The 16,255-nt window shown below is 36.2% G+C and carries 23 protein-coding genes; 11 read left to right on the top strand and 12 right to left on the bottom strand.

From position 1 onward, the window contains the following. Nucleotides 1-2 precede the first annotated feature (2 nt). Both aroQ and ACLBXA_RS03425 read right to left on the bottom strand, forming a co-directional pair. A complete protein-coding gene (gene aroQ, locus ACLBXA_RS03430; RefSeq protein ID WP_000735141.1) occupies nucleotides 3-443 on the bottom strand; it encodes a type II 3-dehydroquinate dehydratase in 441 nt (146 codons plus the stop codon). Between the two features lie 51 nt (nucleotides 444-494). After that, nucleotides 495-983 (bottom strand): YqhR family membrane protein, encoded by a 489-nt coding sequence (locus ACLBXA_RS03425; RefSeq protein WP_000076885.1) that lies wholly within the window; start codon nucleotides 981-983, stop codon nucleotides 495-497. Between the two features lie 244 nt (nucleotides 984-1,227). Here ACLBXA_RS03425 and ACLBXA_RS03420 point away from each other — a divergent pair, with 244 nt between their 5' ends. Then, nucleotides 1,228-2,148 (top strand): DUF1385 domain-containing protein, encoded by a 921-nt coding sequence (locus ACLBXA_RS03420; RefSeq protein ID WP_000807119.1) that lies wholly within the window; start codon nucleotides 1,228-1,230, stop codon nucleotides 2,146-2,148. A gap of 79 nt (nucleotides 2,149-2,227) precedes the next feature. Then, on the top strand, nucleotides 2,228-2,629 hold the full coding sequence (locus ACLBXA_RS03415; protein WP_001014463.1) for an SA1362 family protein: 402 nt from the start codon (nucleotides 2,228-2,230) through the stop codon (nucleotides 2,627-2,629). Here ACLBXA_RS03415 and ACLBXA_RS03410 read toward each other — a convergent pair. From ACLBXA_RS03410 to splB, 3 genes are all read right to left on the bottom strand, one after another. Further along, a complete protein-coding gene (locus tag ACLBXA_RS03410) occupies nucleotides 2,626-3,288 on the bottom strand; it encodes an HAD family hydrolase (protein ID WP_014894887.1) in 663 nt (220 codons plus the stop codon). The genes ACLBXA_RS03415 and ACLBXA_RS03410 overlap by 4 nt on opposite strands. Before the next feature lie 54 nt (nucleotides 3,289-3,342). Continuing rightward, a complete protein-coding gene (gene mntR, locus ACLBXA_RS03405) occupies nucleotides 3,343-3,771 on the bottom strand; it encodes a transcriptional regulator MntR (RefSeq protein WP_001143081.1) in 429 nt (142 codons plus the stop codon). Between the two features lie 144 nt (nucleotides 3,772-3,915). After that, nucleotides 3,916-4,941: a spore photoproduct lyase gene (gene splB / locus ACLBXA_RS03400; protein WP_000802106.1), complete on the bottom strand. Its 1,026-nt coding sequence runs from the start codon at nucleotides 4,939-4,941 to the stop codon at nucleotides 3,916-3,918. 156 nt (nucleotides 4,942-5,097) lie between these two features. On the opposite strand from splB, the gene ACLBXA_RS03395 reads away from it, so the two are divergent. The 3 genes from ACLBXA_RS03395 to ACLBXA_RS03385 all read left to right on the top strand — a co-directional run bounded on the left by ACLBXA_RS03395 (nucleotide 5,098) and on the right by ACLBXA_RS03385 (nucleotide 7,135). Beyond that, a complete protein-coding gene (locus tag ACLBXA_RS03395) occupies nucleotides 5,098-5,415 on the top strand; it encodes a PadR family transcriptional regulator (protein ID WP_000556083.1) in 318 nt (105 codons plus the stop codon). 5 nt (nucleotides 5,416-5,420) lie between these two features. After that, a complete protein-coding gene (locus ACLBXA_RS03390; protein WP_000993585.1) occupies nucleotides 5,421-6,092 on the top strand; it encodes a DUF1129 family protein in 672 nt (223 codons plus the stop codon). A 200-nt stretch (nucleotides 6,093-6,292) separates the two neighbouring features. After that, nucleotides 6,293-7,135, top strand: coding sequence for a hypothetical protein (locus tag ACLBXA_RS03385; RefSeq protein ID WP_000111891.1), 843 nt, complete (start codon nucleotides 6,293-6,295; stop codon nucleotides 7,133-7,135). Between the two features lie 28 nt (nucleotides 7,136-7,163). Here ACLBXA_RS03385 and ACLBXA_RS03380 read toward each other — a convergent pair whose 3' ends face one another. After that, nucleotides 7,164-8,000 (bottom strand): lipoate--protein ligase family protein, encoded by an 837-nt coding sequence (locus tag ACLBXA_RS03380; RefSeq protein ID WP_412036562.1) that lies wholly within the window; start codon nucleotides 7,998-8,000, stop codon nucleotides 7,164-7,166. 170 nt (nucleotides 8,001-8,170) lie between these two features. Between ACLBXA_RS03380 and ACLBXA_RS03375 the strand changes: the two genes are divergently transcribed. After that, on the top strand, nucleotides 8,171-8,554 hold the full coding sequence (locus tag ACLBXA_RS03375) for a rhodanese-like domain-containing protein (RefSeq protein ID WP_000108654.1): 384 nt from the start codon (nucleotides 8,171-8,173) through the stop codon (nucleotides 8,552-8,554). 40 nt (nucleotides 8,555-8,594) lie between these two features. On the opposite strand, the gene ACLBXA_RS03370 is transcribed toward ACLBXA_RS03375, so the two are convergent. Continuing rightward, the gene (locus ACLBXA_RS03370) at nucleotides 8,595-9,131 is read right to left on the bottom strand and encodes a hypothetical protein (protein ID WP_033668925.1); all 537 of its coding nucleotides are present in this window, start codon (nucleotides 9,129-9,131) and stop codon (nucleotides 8,595-8,597) included. Nucleotides 9,132-9,521: 390 nt separating this feature from the next. On the opposite strand from ACLBXA_RS03370, the gene ACLBXA_RS03365 reads away from it, so the two are divergent. From ACLBXA_RS03365 to ACLBXA_RS03345, 5 genes are all read left to right on the top strand, one after another. Beyond that, nucleotides 9,522-10,499, top strand: coding sequence for a LacI family DNA-binding transcriptional regulator (locus ACLBXA_RS03365; RefSeq protein ID WP_001273990.1), 978 nt, complete (start codon nucleotides 9,522-9,524; stop codon nucleotides 10,497-10,499). 96 nt (nucleotides 10,500-10,595) lie between these two features. Further along, on the top strand, nucleotides 10,596-11,177 hold the full coding sequence (locus ACLBXA_RS03360) for a TetR/AcrR family transcriptional regulator (RefSeq protein ID WP_002082177.1): 582 nt from the start codon (nucleotides 10,596-10,598) through the stop codon (nucleotides 11,175-11,177). Nucleotides 11,178-11,248: 71 nt separating this feature from the next. After that, nucleotides 11,249-11,581 carry a DMT family transporter gene (locus ACLBXA_RS03355; RefSeq protein WP_000312340.1) on the top strand — a complete coding sequence of 111 codons (333 nt, stop codon included), beginning with the start codon at nucleotides 11,249-11,251 and terminating at the stop codon, nucleotides 11,579-11,581. 1 nt (nucleotide 11,582) lies between these two features. Beyond that, entirely contained in the window at nucleotides 11,583-11,897 is a 315-nt protein-coding gene (locus tag ACLBXA_RS03350) for a DMT family transporter (protein WP_000312623.1), read from the top strand. A gap of 15 nt (nucleotides 11,898-11,912) precedes the next feature. Beyond that, nucleotides 11,913-12,170, top strand: a complete 258-nt coding sequence (locus ACLBXA_RS03345) for a DUF3975 family protein (RefSeq protein WP_000265401.1) — start codon at nucleotides 11,913-11,915, stop codon at nucleotides 12,168-12,170. A gap of 16 nt (nucleotides 12,171-12,186) precedes the next feature. Here ACLBXA_RS03345 and ACLBXA_RS03340 read toward each other — a convergent pair whose 3' ends face one another. The 5 genes from ACLBXA_RS03340 to gcvPA all read right to left on the bottom strand — a co-directional run bounded on the left by ACLBXA_RS03340 (nucleotide 12,187) and on the right by gcvPA (nucleotide 16,237). Then, nucleotides 12,187-12,375: a hypothetical protein gene (locus tag ACLBXA_RS03340; protein WP_002162502.1), complete on the bottom strand. Its 189-nt coding sequence runs from the start codon at nucleotides 12,373-12,375 to the stop codon at nucleotides 12,187-12,189. 289 nt (nucleotides 12,376-12,664) lie between these two features. Continuing rightward, nucleotides 12,665-12,856 (bottom strand): hypothetical protein, encoded by a 192-nt coding sequence (locus ACLBXA_RS03335; protein ID WP_000535933.1) that lies wholly within the window; start codon nucleotides 12,854-12,856, stop codon nucleotides 12,665-12,667. A gap of 70 nt (nucleotides 12,857-12,926) precedes the next feature. Continuing rightward, nucleotides 12,927-13,130 carry a DUF3929 family protein gene (locus tag ACLBXA_RS03330; protein ID WP_000262496.1) on the bottom strand — a complete coding sequence of 68 codons (204 nt, stop codon included), beginning with the start codon at nucleotides 13,128-13,130 and terminating at the stop codon, nucleotides 12,927-12,929. Nucleotides 13,131-13,421: 291 nt separating this feature from the next. Further along, on the bottom strand, nucleotides 13,422-14,897 hold the full coding sequence (gene gcvPB / locus ACLBXA_RS03325; protein ID WP_000795712.1) for an aminomethyl-transferring glycine dehydrogenase subunit 2: 1,476 nt from the start codon (nucleotides 14,895-14,897) through the stop codon (nucleotides 13,422-13,424). Next, entirely contained in the window at nucleotides 14,894-16,237 is a 1,344-nt protein-coding gene (gene gcvPA, locus ACLBXA_RS03320) for an aminomethyl-transferring glycine dehydrogenase subunit 1 (RefSeq protein ID WP_000903240.1), read from the bottom strand. The genes gcvPB and gcvPA overlap by 4 nt, the downstream gene beginning before the upstream one ends. Nucleotides 16,238-16,255: the final 18 nt, after the last annotated feature.

Genomic DNA, 16,255 nt, shown 5'->3' with positions numbered 1-16,255 from the left:
CTCTATGCCCCCCTCAATTTCTCCATTAATGCAAATAACGCTAACTTATAGCCATAAAAACCAAATCCTACAATTTGACCTGCACAAACAGCTGCCGTCACAGATTCATGACGGAATGATTCACGCTGATGAATGTTAGAAATATGTACTTCAATAACAGGAATCGAAATGCTCGCAATGGCATCACGAATCGCATAGCTATAATGCGTAAATGCTCCCGGATTTAAAATGATCCCTTCATATATATCTTCCGCTTCATGAATAATGTCGATAATGGCACCTTCATGATTCGATTGGAAACATTCTAACTCCACTCCCATTGTTTCTGCTTCTTGCTTCATATCTGCTTCAAGTGTCGCTAGCGTGCCCTTTCCATATACATTTACCTCACGAACACCGAGGCGATTTAGGTTAGGACCGTTTACGAGGAGTAACTTTTTCATATTCTTAAAACTCCTTAATATTAATATCTATACAATATTTTAACATAGGAGTTACTTATTTGAATAGTTCGTCTTCTCTTGCCCTTCTTGTTCTACTTTATTGCTATTTACTGCATAAGAAACAGAATATGCTATAAACACACCATATAATATAAAAATACATATTGTCGTTACAATTGTCTCTTTTGGCAAATGGAGCGCACTTTTAATAACAGGAGCCATTAAACCCATCCCCAAAAACAGTAATGCCCACCAAAATAGCCCATAAATAATTCCCGCAATAATCCCTTCAAACTTTGCAAAAAATGCTTTATATAAAAAGGCAATCAAAATTGAAAGAAGTCCCATACACACTATTCCGGACACATTGCCCCATACCCCCTCTTTCCAACTTCCAAACGCAAATGGTAAAAGGAAATAATTCGGTCCCGCCTCCGTGAATGAAAATATATGAAGGAAATACCATATCCCGCCCCAAAAGATTCCACCAAACAAACCGATCTGCACAAAATTCCTTGTTCCTAATTGTTCTTGACTCACATCGACACCTCCGCTCAATAGTATGCCCGAAACTATTTTGAAGCATGTTTAAATCCTGCGAAATTTGTCTATAAAAAGAATAAGAAATGTCCGACTCTCATAATATTTTCCCTTGTCATCTACTTGTATTTGCCGATAAAATAAAGGAAACTCGGTGATTGTCTTATTTCAAAACGACAGAACCCAGTATGACAATTGCCTCTTTTTCTACATAAGAGAGAAACAAATACAGGTTGGTGTTAACATGGCAGAAGAGTCAAAACAAATATATGGCGGGCAAGCGGTCATAGAAGGAGTTATGTTTGGCGGTAGAGAATATACTGTTACAGCGGTTCGTCGTAAAGATAAATCGATTGAATTTTATCGATTACCACGCGTTCGTAATAAAGTATTATCTATCCTAAAAAAAATTCCATTTTTACGAGGGATTGCCGCTATTGTGGATGCAAGTGCGAATGGAGCAAAGCATTTAAACTTCGCTTCTGAACGATTTGACGTCCACCCAGAAGATGATGAACAAATTGCTAATAAAAAAGAAGAACAATCAAAATTAACGATGGTATTAGGAGTTGCAGCTGTTGGCGTTTTATCTTTCATATTCGGTAAAGTCATTTTCACAGCAGTTCCTGCACTATTAGCTGAATTAACAAGACCGATTTTCCCATCTCATACTGGGCAAATCATTGTCGAAAGTGTCATTAAGCTCATGCTATTATTGAGCTATATATACTTTATTTCTTTAACCCCACTTATTAAGCGGGTATTTCAGTATCACGGTGCAGAGCATAAGGTAATCAATGCTTATGAGAATGACCTTCCTCTGACTGTAGAAAACGTTCAAAAGCAAACTCGTCTCCATTATAGATGCGGCAGTAGCTTTATTATATTTACAGTCATTATTGGAATGTTCGTTTATTTCCTAGTCCCTACAGATCCTCTTTGGGCACGAGTTATAAACAGAATTTTATTAATTCCAGTTGTACTTGGTATTTCTTTTGAAGTATTGCAATTTACAAATCGATTACGAGATATTCCCGTATTACGCGTACTTGGATATCCTGGATTATGGCTACAACTATTAACAACGAAAGAACCAACAGATGATCAAGTGGAAGTAGCAATTGCATCGTTTGAAGAATTATTACGTTTAGAGAACAAACAATAATTATTTAAAAATGGTGTTCAACTCCTTTCCTCATCGTTAATATACTAATTTTAATATACGTTTTTAGGAGGTGTCCCTTATGAACGGTCGTTCGTTTACTTTCGCTATATTTGTGCTTATTATCGGATTGGCAATATTCGGCCTTGTTTCATCTGTTATTACAAATCCCATGGGTGTATTAAGAAATATCGGGTACATGTTACTTGTTGTCGGTATCTTTTACTTGCTATACAAGATGTTTACAAATTCCAGTGGTTCTGCAAATTCGCAAAGCTCATATAAGCGTGCGGCAAAACAATCGAACCGCAAACATGGGAAACAAAATGTAGCACCCCTAGGCAATTCTTTCTTTAAGTCAAATACTTCTAATGACAAAAGTAAAAAAGGGAATTCTTCCACTTTGAAACGAAAAAGAAAACAGTCTCATTTAACTGTCATTGAAGGCAAAAAAAGCAAAAAGAAAGACCGTGCTTCCTTTTAGGAAATACGGTCTTTTTTTATACTTTGAAGCACTTCTTTTAAACTTTTCTCTCTCATACTTTCAATTCGAAGATGATGATTTTCAAATGGTAAATTCCGTGTCACATCATTAGGTACCACAACGCACGTTAATCCCGCTGCAATTGCTGCTCTCAATCCATTTAATGAATCTTCAAACACAACAGCTTCAGACGGCTTAATTCCTAATTCTTCTATTGCAATTCGATAAAGAGCTGGATCTGGTTTTACCTTCTCAACATCTTCTCTCGTTTTAATAACTTCAAAATAATCTCGAATCTGTAGCTCTTCTAAAAAATGAATAACCCATTCTCTAGACGAACTAGAAGCTAGTGCGATTTTTAATCCCATTTCTTTCGCTTCTTCTAAATATTCTTTTACCCCGTCACGAGCTTTTGGTATTTTCATTTTCTCTTTATGTAAAGTTGCCACTTTTTCTTTTAATGCACTTTTGTTAAACTTCTCTTTTAATTGATCATTTAAATATGCATAAAGTACCTCATCTGTTGTTCCAATGCATTTCGCAAATTCCTCTAAAGGTAGTTCTTCGCCGTATTCACGAACAGCATCTCTGAAAGAGTGAAACCATATCGTTTCTGTGTCCACAATTAATCCATCAAAATCAAAAATAATTGCTTTCATAATTCTCCCATCCTTTTCGAATTGAAATAAAAAAGGAAACGCCATACGTTCCCCTTAATTACTTTTCTCTTCATTTGCTCTTTGAACACCGCGAAGTGTTTCCACTCGGACTGCATCTTGTTCAAAGTATTCCACTAAATCACCAATGCGATCAATCGCTTCCCAACTTAAATGATGCTCAATTCCTTCTACATCATTGTAAATTTTACCTTCATCCACACCGATAATACGCATAAATTGCTCTAGCAAGTCATGACGATATACGAGACGTTCTCCGATTTTTTTACCTTTTGTTGTTAATACAAGCCCTCTATATTTTTCATAAATTAGATATTCATCTTTGTCTAATTTTTGCACCATTTTTGTTACAGAGGATGGATGTACACTAAGCGCTTCAGCAATATCAGATACGCGGGCATAACCCTTTTCATCAATCAACAAATAAATTTGTTCAATATAATCTTCCATACTAGGGGTAGGCATCGGTTTCCTCCATCCAAGTTCATTTTGCTTATTCCGTACGAAGCAATCAATAAAATGATACACCAGAAAGAATAACGTGACAAGGTGGAAACGAGCCTAAATATATAAAACAAAAAAGAATCTGTATTTGCATACAGACTCCCCTTAAGTAAAGTATTGTATTTCTGCATTAGGAAAAAACTCATTTATATAACCTCTTATCGTTTCTTCCAATACTGCTGCTTCATCTTTTTTATATACGTATTTTCCGATGCCGTATCGTCCCCATTTATATTTACGCTTCTCTTCATCCATTTCAAGTTTCGTCTTCGGATAACGCTCTTGAATGACCTTTTTTGCCGGTTTTGTAAAGCGATGTTGAATTAATTCAAATGTTAAATTTGGTATCGATAAATCTTTTAGTGCATTGTACAGTCGCTCAAATAGTTCACGGTATCCTTCTTCCCACCCTTCATGCATATAAAGCGGCGCAACTATAAATCCAAGTGGATAACCCGCACCTGCTACTTTACGTGCAGCCTCTATTCGCTCCTCAAACGGCGATGTCCCTGGTTCAAAATTTTTAATTACATATCGTGAATTTATACTAAATCGAAAACGAGTTTTCCCATTATGCTTTGCATCTAATAAATGATCAACGTGCGAATATTTCGTGACGAAACGTAAGCGCCCATATTCACTTTCTCCAATGAATTCAATCGCCCGCTTTAATGCATGTGTTAAATGATCAATTCCAACAATGTCTGATGTACACGCTGCTTCAAATCTTGTTATTTCAGGTGCCCTTTCATCCATATATTGCTTTGCCTTCTCAAATATTTCATCAAGATTGACATACACACGAACGTAAGGCTTACTCCCAAGTGTCGTTTGCAAATAGCAATAATGACAATGTCCCATACACCCTGTTGCGAGCGGAATTGCATATTCAGCTGACGGTTTTGACGTATCAAACTTTAGCGTCTTCCTCACTCCAACGACAAGTGTAGCCTTTGCATTACGATACTTTTGCAAATCATTTTCTCCTGGCAAATTTCTAATTTGATTATGTGATGTCGTTTCACGAATTTCTAATCCCATCTTCGTAAACTTCTCATAAAGCTCTTTTCCAAGTGGATATTCAAGTGCCTTTGGTTCAAAGTAAACGAGTTTTGGCATAAATGGTTTCATATGCTTCCCTCCTCTCGTTAGTATGAGAAGCATTGAAAAATTAACACGCATTAAAGTTTTCCACTTCAGTAACTTGCTTTGCAAGTTACTGAATGTTATAATTTGGATAACAGCTACCTTGCAACGCAAGTTACCTAAATAAAAGGTGGTGAAATCATGCACAGCCAAATGTTAAAAGGTGTGCTCGAAGGTTGCATCCTATACATTATTTCACAAGAAGAAGTGTACGGATATGAACTGAGTACAAAATTAAATAAGCACGGCTTTACATTCGTAAGCGAAGGAAGCATATATCCGTTATTGTTACGTATGCAAAAAGAAAAATTGATTGAAGGAACATTAAAAGCTTCCTCACTCGGTCCAAAGCGAAAATATTATCACGTAACCGATAAAGGGTTAGAACAACTTGAAGAATTTAAACAAAGCTGGGGAATGGTTTCTACTACGGTAAATAACTTATTACAGGGGGAGTGATAGGGATGAATGCACAAGACATGATTGAATTGAATAATAAAAAACGTGAGCTTCTAACTTCCGAAAACGAGGCTGCTTATGGTGATATGTTAGTATATCTTCGAATATCAAACGTACCCGAGCAACAAATGGAGGAACTGTTACTAGAAATATTAGATCACCTCATCGAAGCACAAGCAGAAAATAAAAACGCTTATGACATCTTTGGAGATAATTTACAATCTTATTGCGATGAACTTATATCAGCTTTACCAACTCAAACAAAGTTAGAAAAAACTTCTTTAATTGGATTTTCTATTAGCTTACTTCTTGCTATACAGTTTGGCATAAATGCAATTATTTCATTTTTTATGTTTCTCTTTGAAAAAAACAATACATTATCAAGTCCGCCTTTTAGCATCCTTGGAACTACTTTGTCTGTTTCAATAATTATACTAGGTATACTATTTATTTTATATTTATTAAAGCGTTACTCCTTTGATCAGAAAATGAATTGGAAAAGAAGAATTCTATTTGGATTCGCATTTGCTACTCCATTTTGTTCCGCTGTATTCTTAAATATTTATTTCCAAAAGCAACCTTATCTCATTTACCATCTAAACTTTTGGCAAAGTGCCTTAATTGCTATCTTATTTTTTATTTTATATAAATTACTATACAAAAAATCAAATTTTTAACAGCCCTTCAAAAGGCTGTTTTTCTTCTGTCTAATTTTACAAATTGAAAAATTTCATAAAGAAAATAAGAAAAATGCAAAATAATTAAAGTTAATTGTTGACGTGATGCTTTTATTATCGGTATCATAAATCTTCGTGAGCAATTATTTTTCGTTATACGATTTTTTTATTATTACTGAATTTTTGAGAGGAGAAATTAGATGTCAGTTAAGAAGAAAACGCAAGTACGCACCGGCAAAATGGTACGTGAACTAATGTTAGCAGACGAAGATGTAAATGCTTCGCTAATTATGGTATATAGTGAAAACGGTGTAAACGCAGAAATTAAAATCGAGGGCTTAACGCCGAAATGTAACGAAGAATTATTTTTGAGCGGAAACGTGGATTGGAACAAGAGTGTTATTTATAAAATTGTTGATTTCACTGGAAACGCTGAAGTTGGTAAAGTTACATTAACAGCGATGAACAAAAACAATGTTTCTCTAGAAATTGAACGCGTTATGTGGAGTAAAGAAAATAAAGACGCTGCCGAGCAAGAAGAAACACAGGTAGAAGCAGCGCCGAAAAAAGAAGTAGTTGTAGAAGCTCCAAAAGCAATTCCACCCGCTCCTAAGCCTGTTACGCGTGTGGAAACACCTGCTATGGCACCTAAGCCTACTCCGGTACCGACACCGAAGCCAGTAAGTGTAGAAGCGGCTGTAGAACTAACTACTCCAGCACCTGTGAAAAAAGTAGTCCCTACTCCAGTTACAAAGCAAGAAACAGCACCGGTTGCTCCTGCAAAACCGAAGCAGCCTGCTTTGACTGAAACAAATTCAAAACTACAAGAAAATTATGTTAAACTCGTGAAAAAGACAATTGAAGTTTGTCAAGATTACGAGCTTGGCATCGACATAGATGATTCTATTGAAAGCTTAAAAGAAGAACTACAAAGCCAAGGTATTAGCGTTACATTTGACAAAGAAATTATGGACGTTGTAAGTCGCCTTCGTTCTTTACAAGATAAAGGAATCAAAGTAGAAAAAGTACTTAATTTACTATAAAAAAATAAGAGGTGGCAATTGCCATCTCTTATTTTTTATAATTCCACCCATTACTTTCATACTTCTCTTTCGCTAACGTTTGAACTTCATGTAACTGTTCTTCTGTTAATTCATATGGAACAAGTTCTGCATCCAATCCTTTTTCAAACCCAATTTCAAACGCTTTAATTAACTGTTCTATCGTAAATGTACGGTCTGTTAATTCATTAATTGCTACCGCTTTAGAAGAAAACATACTTTTCATACGTTCCTTCACACGTTCATTTGGGAATAAAAATAGATCATATAGTTCATCTAAATCAATTTCTAATGGAATCGATCCATGCTGTAAAATAACACCTTTTTGACGTGTTTGAGCACTACCAGCAATTTTTCTTCCTTCCACTACAATTTCATACCAAGATGGTGCATCAAAACATACGCCTGAACGTGGATTTTTTAAATTTTCACGATCTGCTTCTGTTTTTGGAACTGCATAATATGCTTCTAGCCCTAATGCCTTAAAACCATCTAATAAGCCTTGCGAAATAACACGATACGCTTCTGTAACTGTTTTCGGCATATTCGGATGATCTTCAGACACAATAACACTATACGTTAACTCTTTGTCATGTAGTACACCCCTGCCGCCTGTTTGACGACGAACGAATCCATATTTCTTTTCGTTAACTACATCCATATTAATATCTTTTTCAACACGTTGAAAATATCCAACTGTTAATGTTGGTACTTCCCATTCATAAAAACGAATTGTTGGTGGCATTTTCTTTTCACTTTGCCAATTTAATAAACATTCATCTAACGCCATATTAAATGCCGGTGAACATTGACCAGAGTTAATATAACACCATTTTTCTTTTCCCATCCTGCACCTCATATAACCAAGTATTTTTCACATTCTCTAGTCTACCAAATTCGACAAAATTTGTGAAAGAATACGAAATTTCTTCTTATATGCAAATGAATCTGTTGCATAAATACATATGGGCATTATAATATTGAAAGTAGGATAAGAAAAAAGGGAGCGATAGAATCGTGTCAACAACTTGGATTATTTTATTAGCCGTAATCGTAGCATTCATCGGCTACACTGTATGGATGTACTTCTATCAGAAAAAATTAATTAAAACTCTTACAGAAGAAGAATTTCGCGCTGGCTACCGTAAAGCACAGCTTATCGATATTCGTGAAACAGATGAATATAACGCAGGGCACATTTTAGGTGCACGTAACATTCCGTTATCACAAATTCGCCTTCGCCATAAAGAACTTCGTCAAGATCAACCTGTTTACTTATATTGCCAAAGCGGATTCCGTACAGGTCGTGCAGCGCAATACTTAAAAAAACAAGGCTACAAAGATTTCTACCAATTACAAGGTGGATTTAAATCTTGGACAGGCAAAATTAAAAAGAAATAATAACATACAAAAAACTAGCTGAATAAATCAGCTAGTTTTTTCATTTCATCTTATTCGCAATGTATAATAAATTTTGCTTAATCGTGTCTTTATCGCTCTCTTCTACATTCCGATACAATAGCTGATATTCAATTCCTTTCTCTTTCCATAGAAGCGTAGCAAATTCGTCACCACGTTCATAATCATCTTTATTTTTAAAATAAGCAGACGTTCCATTATTTAGTTTCATTTGTTCTTGAAATCGCTTCTCTTCCACGAAATCCGGAAAACTATAAGGAAAGTTCGCGACATTTAACTCAATATACTCATTTCTACCTTGCTCCTGCTGTTTATATTTAATCGTTAAGACAGCCTTCTTTTTCCCAAGCGTTCTTACTTCACCCTTTACATCACTTATAATGTCGTACGGTAAAAACGTTGGAACTTTAAACTTCACCGGAAAATATTTTGGAATTTCCTTTAGCGGAATAGGATCCGTAACACGATCCATAGCTCCTCCTGTTGTTCCCACAAAGTGTTTTTCTTCTTGCATCGTTTGCTGAAACGAACACGAACTAAGTACAAAACTAGAAAACACGAAACAAATGATTCTTTTTTTCAATTTGTTTCCGCCCTTTCATACCGCTCTCTTAACGAACGAAGCGTTGATCCCGCACTAACGGCCCGATTAGTGCCGGCTAATAATCAGTGGGGGATGGCGCCCACTGATTAAAGTTTCACTTTATATGCTCTTCATATTCGCTTTGTCACCAAACTACACCTTTGAAAACTTTCCACGTTATTCTCACACATTTTGACAACACTTTTTGCAAACAAAAAAGACCCCTATCATTCTTACGCCCAAGTGAAAAGGTTACGCGAATAAAAAGAAGTCTTATTAATACCATAGTTTGTGAAAAGCTTTTCAGGTCAAGATTTTTTCTTTCTTATTATTTTCCCTTTATAATAAGAGAAAGAGGTGATACATATGGCCAATATAAAACAAATTGCTAAAACTGCTGGTGTATCGATATCAACTGTTTCTCGTGTCCTGAATAATCACCCTTACGTAAAAGAAGAAAAGCGTAAGCGTGTTCTAGATGCTGTTGAAGAATTAAACTACGCAAAAAATATAAATGCTGTCCATTTAATAAGAGGGAAAACATATACAATTGGCGTTATGCTCCCTTTCATTAACCTCCCCTACTTCAGTACCATTATTGAAGGAATTGGTAACGAAGCATTATTAGCTGGGTATCACATTAATTTATGCCAAACAAATTACGATAGCCTTGAAGAAATTCGTGTTCTTGAAATGATGAAAATGAAACAATTTGATGGGATGATTATTTGCTCCCGAACGAGCTCTTGGGAACAAATCGAACCTTTCGCAAAATTTGCCCCTATTATTTCATGTGAAAAAATGAACCATCCCCTCATTTCATCCATCTACGTAGATCATTATGAAGGCTTTCGTCTCGGTACTACCTATTTACTAAGTAAAGGCCATGAAAAGATCGGAATTTGTTTAGCGAGAAAAACAAGTGTAAATTCCATGGAGCGTGAAAAGGCGTTCGCCGATACACTTTGTAACGAAGGGAAGACGTTGCATCCTGAATGGATTTTCCACCAATGCTATACAATGCAGGACGGAGCACAAATACTCCATCGTATTTTAAATATGAAAAATCGTCCAACTGCTATTTTCACAGCGAACGATCAAGTTGCAGCTGGTTTATTAACAGAGGCTCGAAAACATGGCATCCGAGTACCTGAAGACCTTGCTATCCTTGGATTTGATAATCATGAAATTTCAAAGGCATTAGAAATTTCCACAATTGAACATCCCGGTCTCGCAATGGGCTCACATGCTTTTTCTTTATTCCATAAGCAGATTCAAAGCGAGCAAATTGTCGGCAGTGCAAAAGAGCTTTCATTCCATTTAATTAAGCGAGAGACTGTCTAAAAAGAGCGTTACCTATAACGCTCTTTTTCAGCTCTTCACCTATTGACATTATATTTTTCATCTCATATAATTAACCTAACGAACGGTAGGTAGGGGATGAAAATGACAGCAAACCGCATTAAAGCTGTAGCACTTTCTCATTTTGCACGCTACGGCTATGAAGGAACTTCATTGGCAAATATTGCTCAAGAAGTTGGGATTAAAAAACCATCGATTTACGCACACTTTAAAGGAAAAGAAGAGCTATATTTCATATGCTTAGAATCTGCTCTTCAAAAAGATTTGCAGAGCTTCACAGGCGATATCGAAAGCTTTTCCAATTCGTCCACTGAAGAATTGCTTTTAAAATTATTAAAAGGCTATGCAAAACGATTTGGTGAAAGTGAAGAATCAATGTTTTGGTTACGAACTTCTTATTTTCCGCCTGATGCATTTCGCGAACAAATTATTGATAAAGCAAATGTACACATTGAAAACGTCGGAAAACTTTTATTCCCTGTATTTAAAAGAGCAAGCGAACAAGATGAGCTGCATAACATTGAAGTAAAAGACGCCTTAGAGGCTTTTCTATGCTTACTCGATGGTCTTATGGTTGAACTATTATACGCAGGTTTAAATCGTTTTGAGACACGTTTAGACGCTTCTTGGAAAGTATTTTGGCGCGGACTTTCAAACTGACGGATTGCTCCTTTGCAATGCGTCGTTTTTAAGCACTTTACCTAACGACTGGTAGGAAGGAGAAATGACATATGGCATGGATTTATGTAATCATCGCTGGTATTATTGAAATCTTTTGGGTGATTGGACTAAAAAAAGCGGAGGCACCACTTGAGTGGGCTGGTGTTGCTCTATTAATTACAATTAGTTTCGTCTTATTATTTAGAGCTTATAAAGATTTACCTGTCGGCACTGTATATGCAGTCTTCACAGGAATCGGAGCTGGCGGAATCGTTCTTACAGAGATTTTCATCTTCGGAGAACCTTTCTCTATTGTAAAAGTTTTATTAATCGGTTTAATCTTCTTCGGAGTAATTGGTCTAAAACGAGTAACAGAAGAAAAAGAAACGAAGGAGGCTGCATAAAATGGCTTGGGTATTTTTAATTCTAGCTGGTATTTGTGAAATTATTGGTGTACTCTTTATGAAAGTAGCCACTGAAAAGAAAGGCTGGGCACCAAAAGTTATTTTAATCGCTAACTTCGGCGTAAGCTTCTTCTTCTTATCTCTTGCGATGAACACGTTACCGATGGGAACTGCTTACGCGATTTGGACTGGAATCGGAACTGCTGGAAGTGCACTTCTAGGCATTCTCATTTTCCGAGAATCAGCGGATTGGCGTCGTCTTGCTTTCTTAAGCTGCATTTTATGCGGCGCTGTTGGCTTAAAACTATTAAGCTAACGTGAGGTGAATGTCATGTGGAAAGAAAAAGGGAATCAACTGTTAGCATGGATTACACTCGGGATTGTCATTCTATTACAAATAAGTTTTCATATAATAGAATCATTGTTTCATAAAGTATTATCCATTCTCACATTCTTTCCTAACATGACACTTGAAATTATATCGATTGTTTGGTCCATTATCGCCTCCATTGCAATCGTCATTATATGGGGTATCGCCAAACTGTGGAATACATTATTTAAAAAGGACAGTACTTCTGAAAAAGAGTAACTGTCCTTTTTTATATTCATTCAGACTTTCTGTAGAAGTTTGATATGATAAGACAAAGAAGACCAACGATGACAATACTTATACCAATCCCTTTATGCAAATTAGGAAATGGTGATGGTATATCGGAATAAACATTCCCTAATATGAGACCAATTGAAACGAAAAGTACCCCTATTCTATATAACCATTTTCTTTTGTTCATCATTCTCCCCTCCTAAAATTCTTCATACACTCCTTTCTTTTGGACATACTACCTAAAAAAGGAGTGAATAATATGCAAAATTCTATACATAAGCAGATCCTATTTTTATTTTTCTTCTTTCTCATTCTCGTTATCATTTTCAGCTTTATATTACATACTCCAAAAGATGTGCCAAATAGCGTTTCTTTTTATAAACTACTGCTCTCGTATTGTCGTTATTGAAGAACGTTCCTTTTGAAATTTCCCCAAGAAAAAAAGACCAACATTTTCCTGTTGGTCTTTCGTATATGTATCACTTTTCAAAGCGATCTAACATCTCGTCTCTCATTCCGAAACTTACTACTGCAATTCCTATATACATAAACAGAAGGAATGCCGGATGAACTGTGTTGTACCAGCTGCTGTCAACGATTAAGTAAATCGTTAATGCCACAACAAGAACAAACGCTAAGATAAACATATAAAAGTGTCTTGTACTACCCATGATAAACTCCTCTCTTCTCACTTCACCATTCAACAGTTTATTTTATCGAATAATTCGATATGACTCAAGGTTAACTTTCTGTTATGTAATCAAGTTCCACCTTTACAATGTCCTCACATGCTATTGAAATGATTGTTCCTTGTTTATCAATTGCCGTCACTTCTCTATTATCCATTACACGATTTGCTACTCTTTCTAACACTTTCCCTTGGTCTCGATAGCAAAATTCTTTTACATCTTTAATTGTTTCTCCATTTTCTAAATGGTATACCATTCTATAACATCGATATCCCACACTTTCACCCCCGTCTTGCTCGTTTTTTCACATATACATAAAAATGAGTAATTTTTGCCTCATCACATCTTCTTAATTTCAATAAAATTCTAACAAAAATAAATACTTTTATCAAACCGACTTTTTCAACAAAACTACCTATAAAACTACACCTTTACACCATTAGGAAACAAAAAATATAATTTTTTAACATTTTCTTCACTATTTCTGCACAAATTCTCCATACAAAAAAAGAACCCGCCGCAGCGAGTTCTTTTTTTGTTATTCTAATCAAACTTGTACAGGAGCTGGCTTTGCATAACGTAAAACTGGTTTACGTGCAGCCATCGTTTCGTCTAAACGTTTAATGACTGTCGTATGCGGTGCTTCTTGTACAACTTCTGGATTTTCTTCTACTTCTTTAGCGATTTGAATCATCTTATCAATGAAACCATCTAATGTTTCTTTTGATTCTGTTTCTGTCGGCTCAATCATAATACATTCTTCCACATTTAATGGGAAGTAAATTGTTGGTGGATGGTAACCGAAATCAAGCAGACGTTTTGCAATATCTAATGTACGTACGCCAAGTTTCTTTTGACGACGACCTGATAATACAAATTCATGCTTACAATGTCTATCGAATGGAAGATCGTAGAATGGCGCTAATCTTCTCATCATATAGTTCGCATTTAATACAGCATACTCAGTTACTGCACGCAAGCCATCTGGACCCATAGAGCGAATATACGTGTATGCACGAACGTTAATTCCGAAGTTACCATAGAATGGCTTCACACGACCAATTGCTTCTGGACGGTCGTAGTTGAAGTGATAACCATTTTCCGTTTTTTCTAAAATCGGTTTTGGTAAGTACGGAATTAAATCAGCTTTCACACCTACTGGACCAGAACCTGGGCCACCACCGCCGTGAGGACCTGTAAATGTTTTATGAAGGTTTAAATGCACAACGTCAAACCCCATATCTCCTGGGCGTGCTTGGCTTAATACCGCATTTAAGTTTGCACCATCATAGTATAACTTACCGCCTGCATTATGGACGATTTCTGCCATTTCTAAAATATTTTCTTCGAATAGACCTAATGTATTAGGATTTGTTAACATAAGTGCTGCTGTTTCTTCATTGACAACACGTTTTAAGTCTTCTAAATCAACAAGGCCATTTTCATTTGATTTTACTGTAATTGTTTCAAAACCAGCTACAGTTGCAGATGCTGGATTCGTTCCGTGAGCAGAGTCAGGCACAATTACTTTCGTACGGTTAAAGTCACCATTTGCTTCATGGTATGCACGAATTAACATTAAACCTGTCCATTCTCCGTGTGCACCAGCTGCTGGTTGTAAAGTAACAGTATCCATACCTGTAATTTCGATTAAATGCTCTTGTAAGTCGTACATTAATTCCATTGCACCTTGTACTGTCTTTTCATCTTGCAGTGGATGAATATTTGCAAATCCTGCGAAACGAGCTACACTCTCATTAATTTTCGGATTATATTTCATCGTACAAGATCCAAGTGGATAGAATCCAGAATCAACACCGTGGTTACGGTTTGAAAGTGCTGTATAGTGGCGCATAATATCAAGTTCAGATACTTCTGGTAGCTCTGCATCTTCTACTCGAATATAATCGCTCTCAAACACATCTTCTAGTTTCACTTCTTCTACATCTAATTTGGGTAAGCTATATCCTACGCGTCCTTCTTTAGTCACTTCAAAGATAAGTGCTTGGTCTTGGTTCTTCATTGGATAGCCCCCATTTCGTTTACAAGTGTGTCAATTTCCTCTTTCGTACGAAGCTCAGTTACCGCTACAAGCATATGGTTTTCATGCTCTTTATAATCACGGCCTAGATCGTAACCGCCGATAATATTCTTTTGTAATAATGCATCGTTTACTTCTTTCACTGGACGTTTGCAATCTACAACAAACTCATTGAAGAATGGTCCAGCAAATGTTACTGTGAAGCCTTTCGCTTCAAATTGACGTTTTGCATATTGTGCTTTAGAAATGTTTTGACGTGCCATTTCTTTCACACCTTGTTTGCCAAGTGCCGTCATTGCAACAGAAGCTGCTAATGCATTTAACGCTTGGTTTGAACAAATGTTAGATGTCGCTTTATCACGGCGAATATGCTGTTCACGTGCTTGTAACGTTAATACAAATCCACGTTTACCATCTGAATCTACAGTTTGTCCAACAAGACGTCCTGGAATTTTACGCATAAATGCTTTCGTTGTTGCAAAGTAACCACAATGCGGTCCACCAAACTGCGTTGGGATACCAAATGGTTGTGCATCACCGATTACAATATCAGCACCAAATTTCCCTGGTGGTGTTAATGCGCCTAATGATAATGGATTTGAAGAAACGATAAATAATGATTTTTGTTGATGAACGATTTTTTCAATATCAGCTAATTTTTCAACTTGTCCAAAGAAGTTTGGATATTGAACGATTACACAAGCAACTGTATCATCTACTTCACTTTGTAATACGTCTAAATCTGTTACACCATCTTTATGATTAATTTCAACAACTTCAAGATTTTGACCTTTTGCATACGTTTCAAGTACTGCTCTTGATTCTGGATGAACCGCGCTAGATACAAGAATTTTCTTTTTGCGAGTATGGCCAGCTGCTAACATTGCCGCTTCAGCTAAAGCTGTACCCCCGTCATACATAGAAGAGTTTGCTACATCCATTCCTGTTAATTCACAAATCATTGTTTGGAATTCAAAGATTGCTTGTAATTCCCCTTGTGAAATTTCCGGTTGGTATGGTGTGTAAGCTGTATAAAATTCTGAGCGAGAAATAACATGATCTACAATTACTGGAGCATAATGATCGTATACGCCTGCTCCTAAGAAAGAAGCGTATTCTTTTAAGTTAGCATTTTTACTAGCCATTTGAGATAGCTCTTTTAAAAGCTCTGGCTCTGATTTTGCTTCTTTAATTTTTAAATCCCCTTTAAAACGAACACTCTCTGGAATATCAGAGAATAATTCATCGATCGTTTGAACGCCGATCGTTTGTAACATTTCTTTTTTGTCTTCTTCTGTCATTGGAAGATAACGATGCAACATGAAATCTACCCCTCTCCC

The organism is Bacillus sp. D48C (assembly GCF_053345735.1).
Note: the sequence above shows the minus strand (reverse complement) of the source record. Positions and strands in the feature narration are given on the sequence as shown.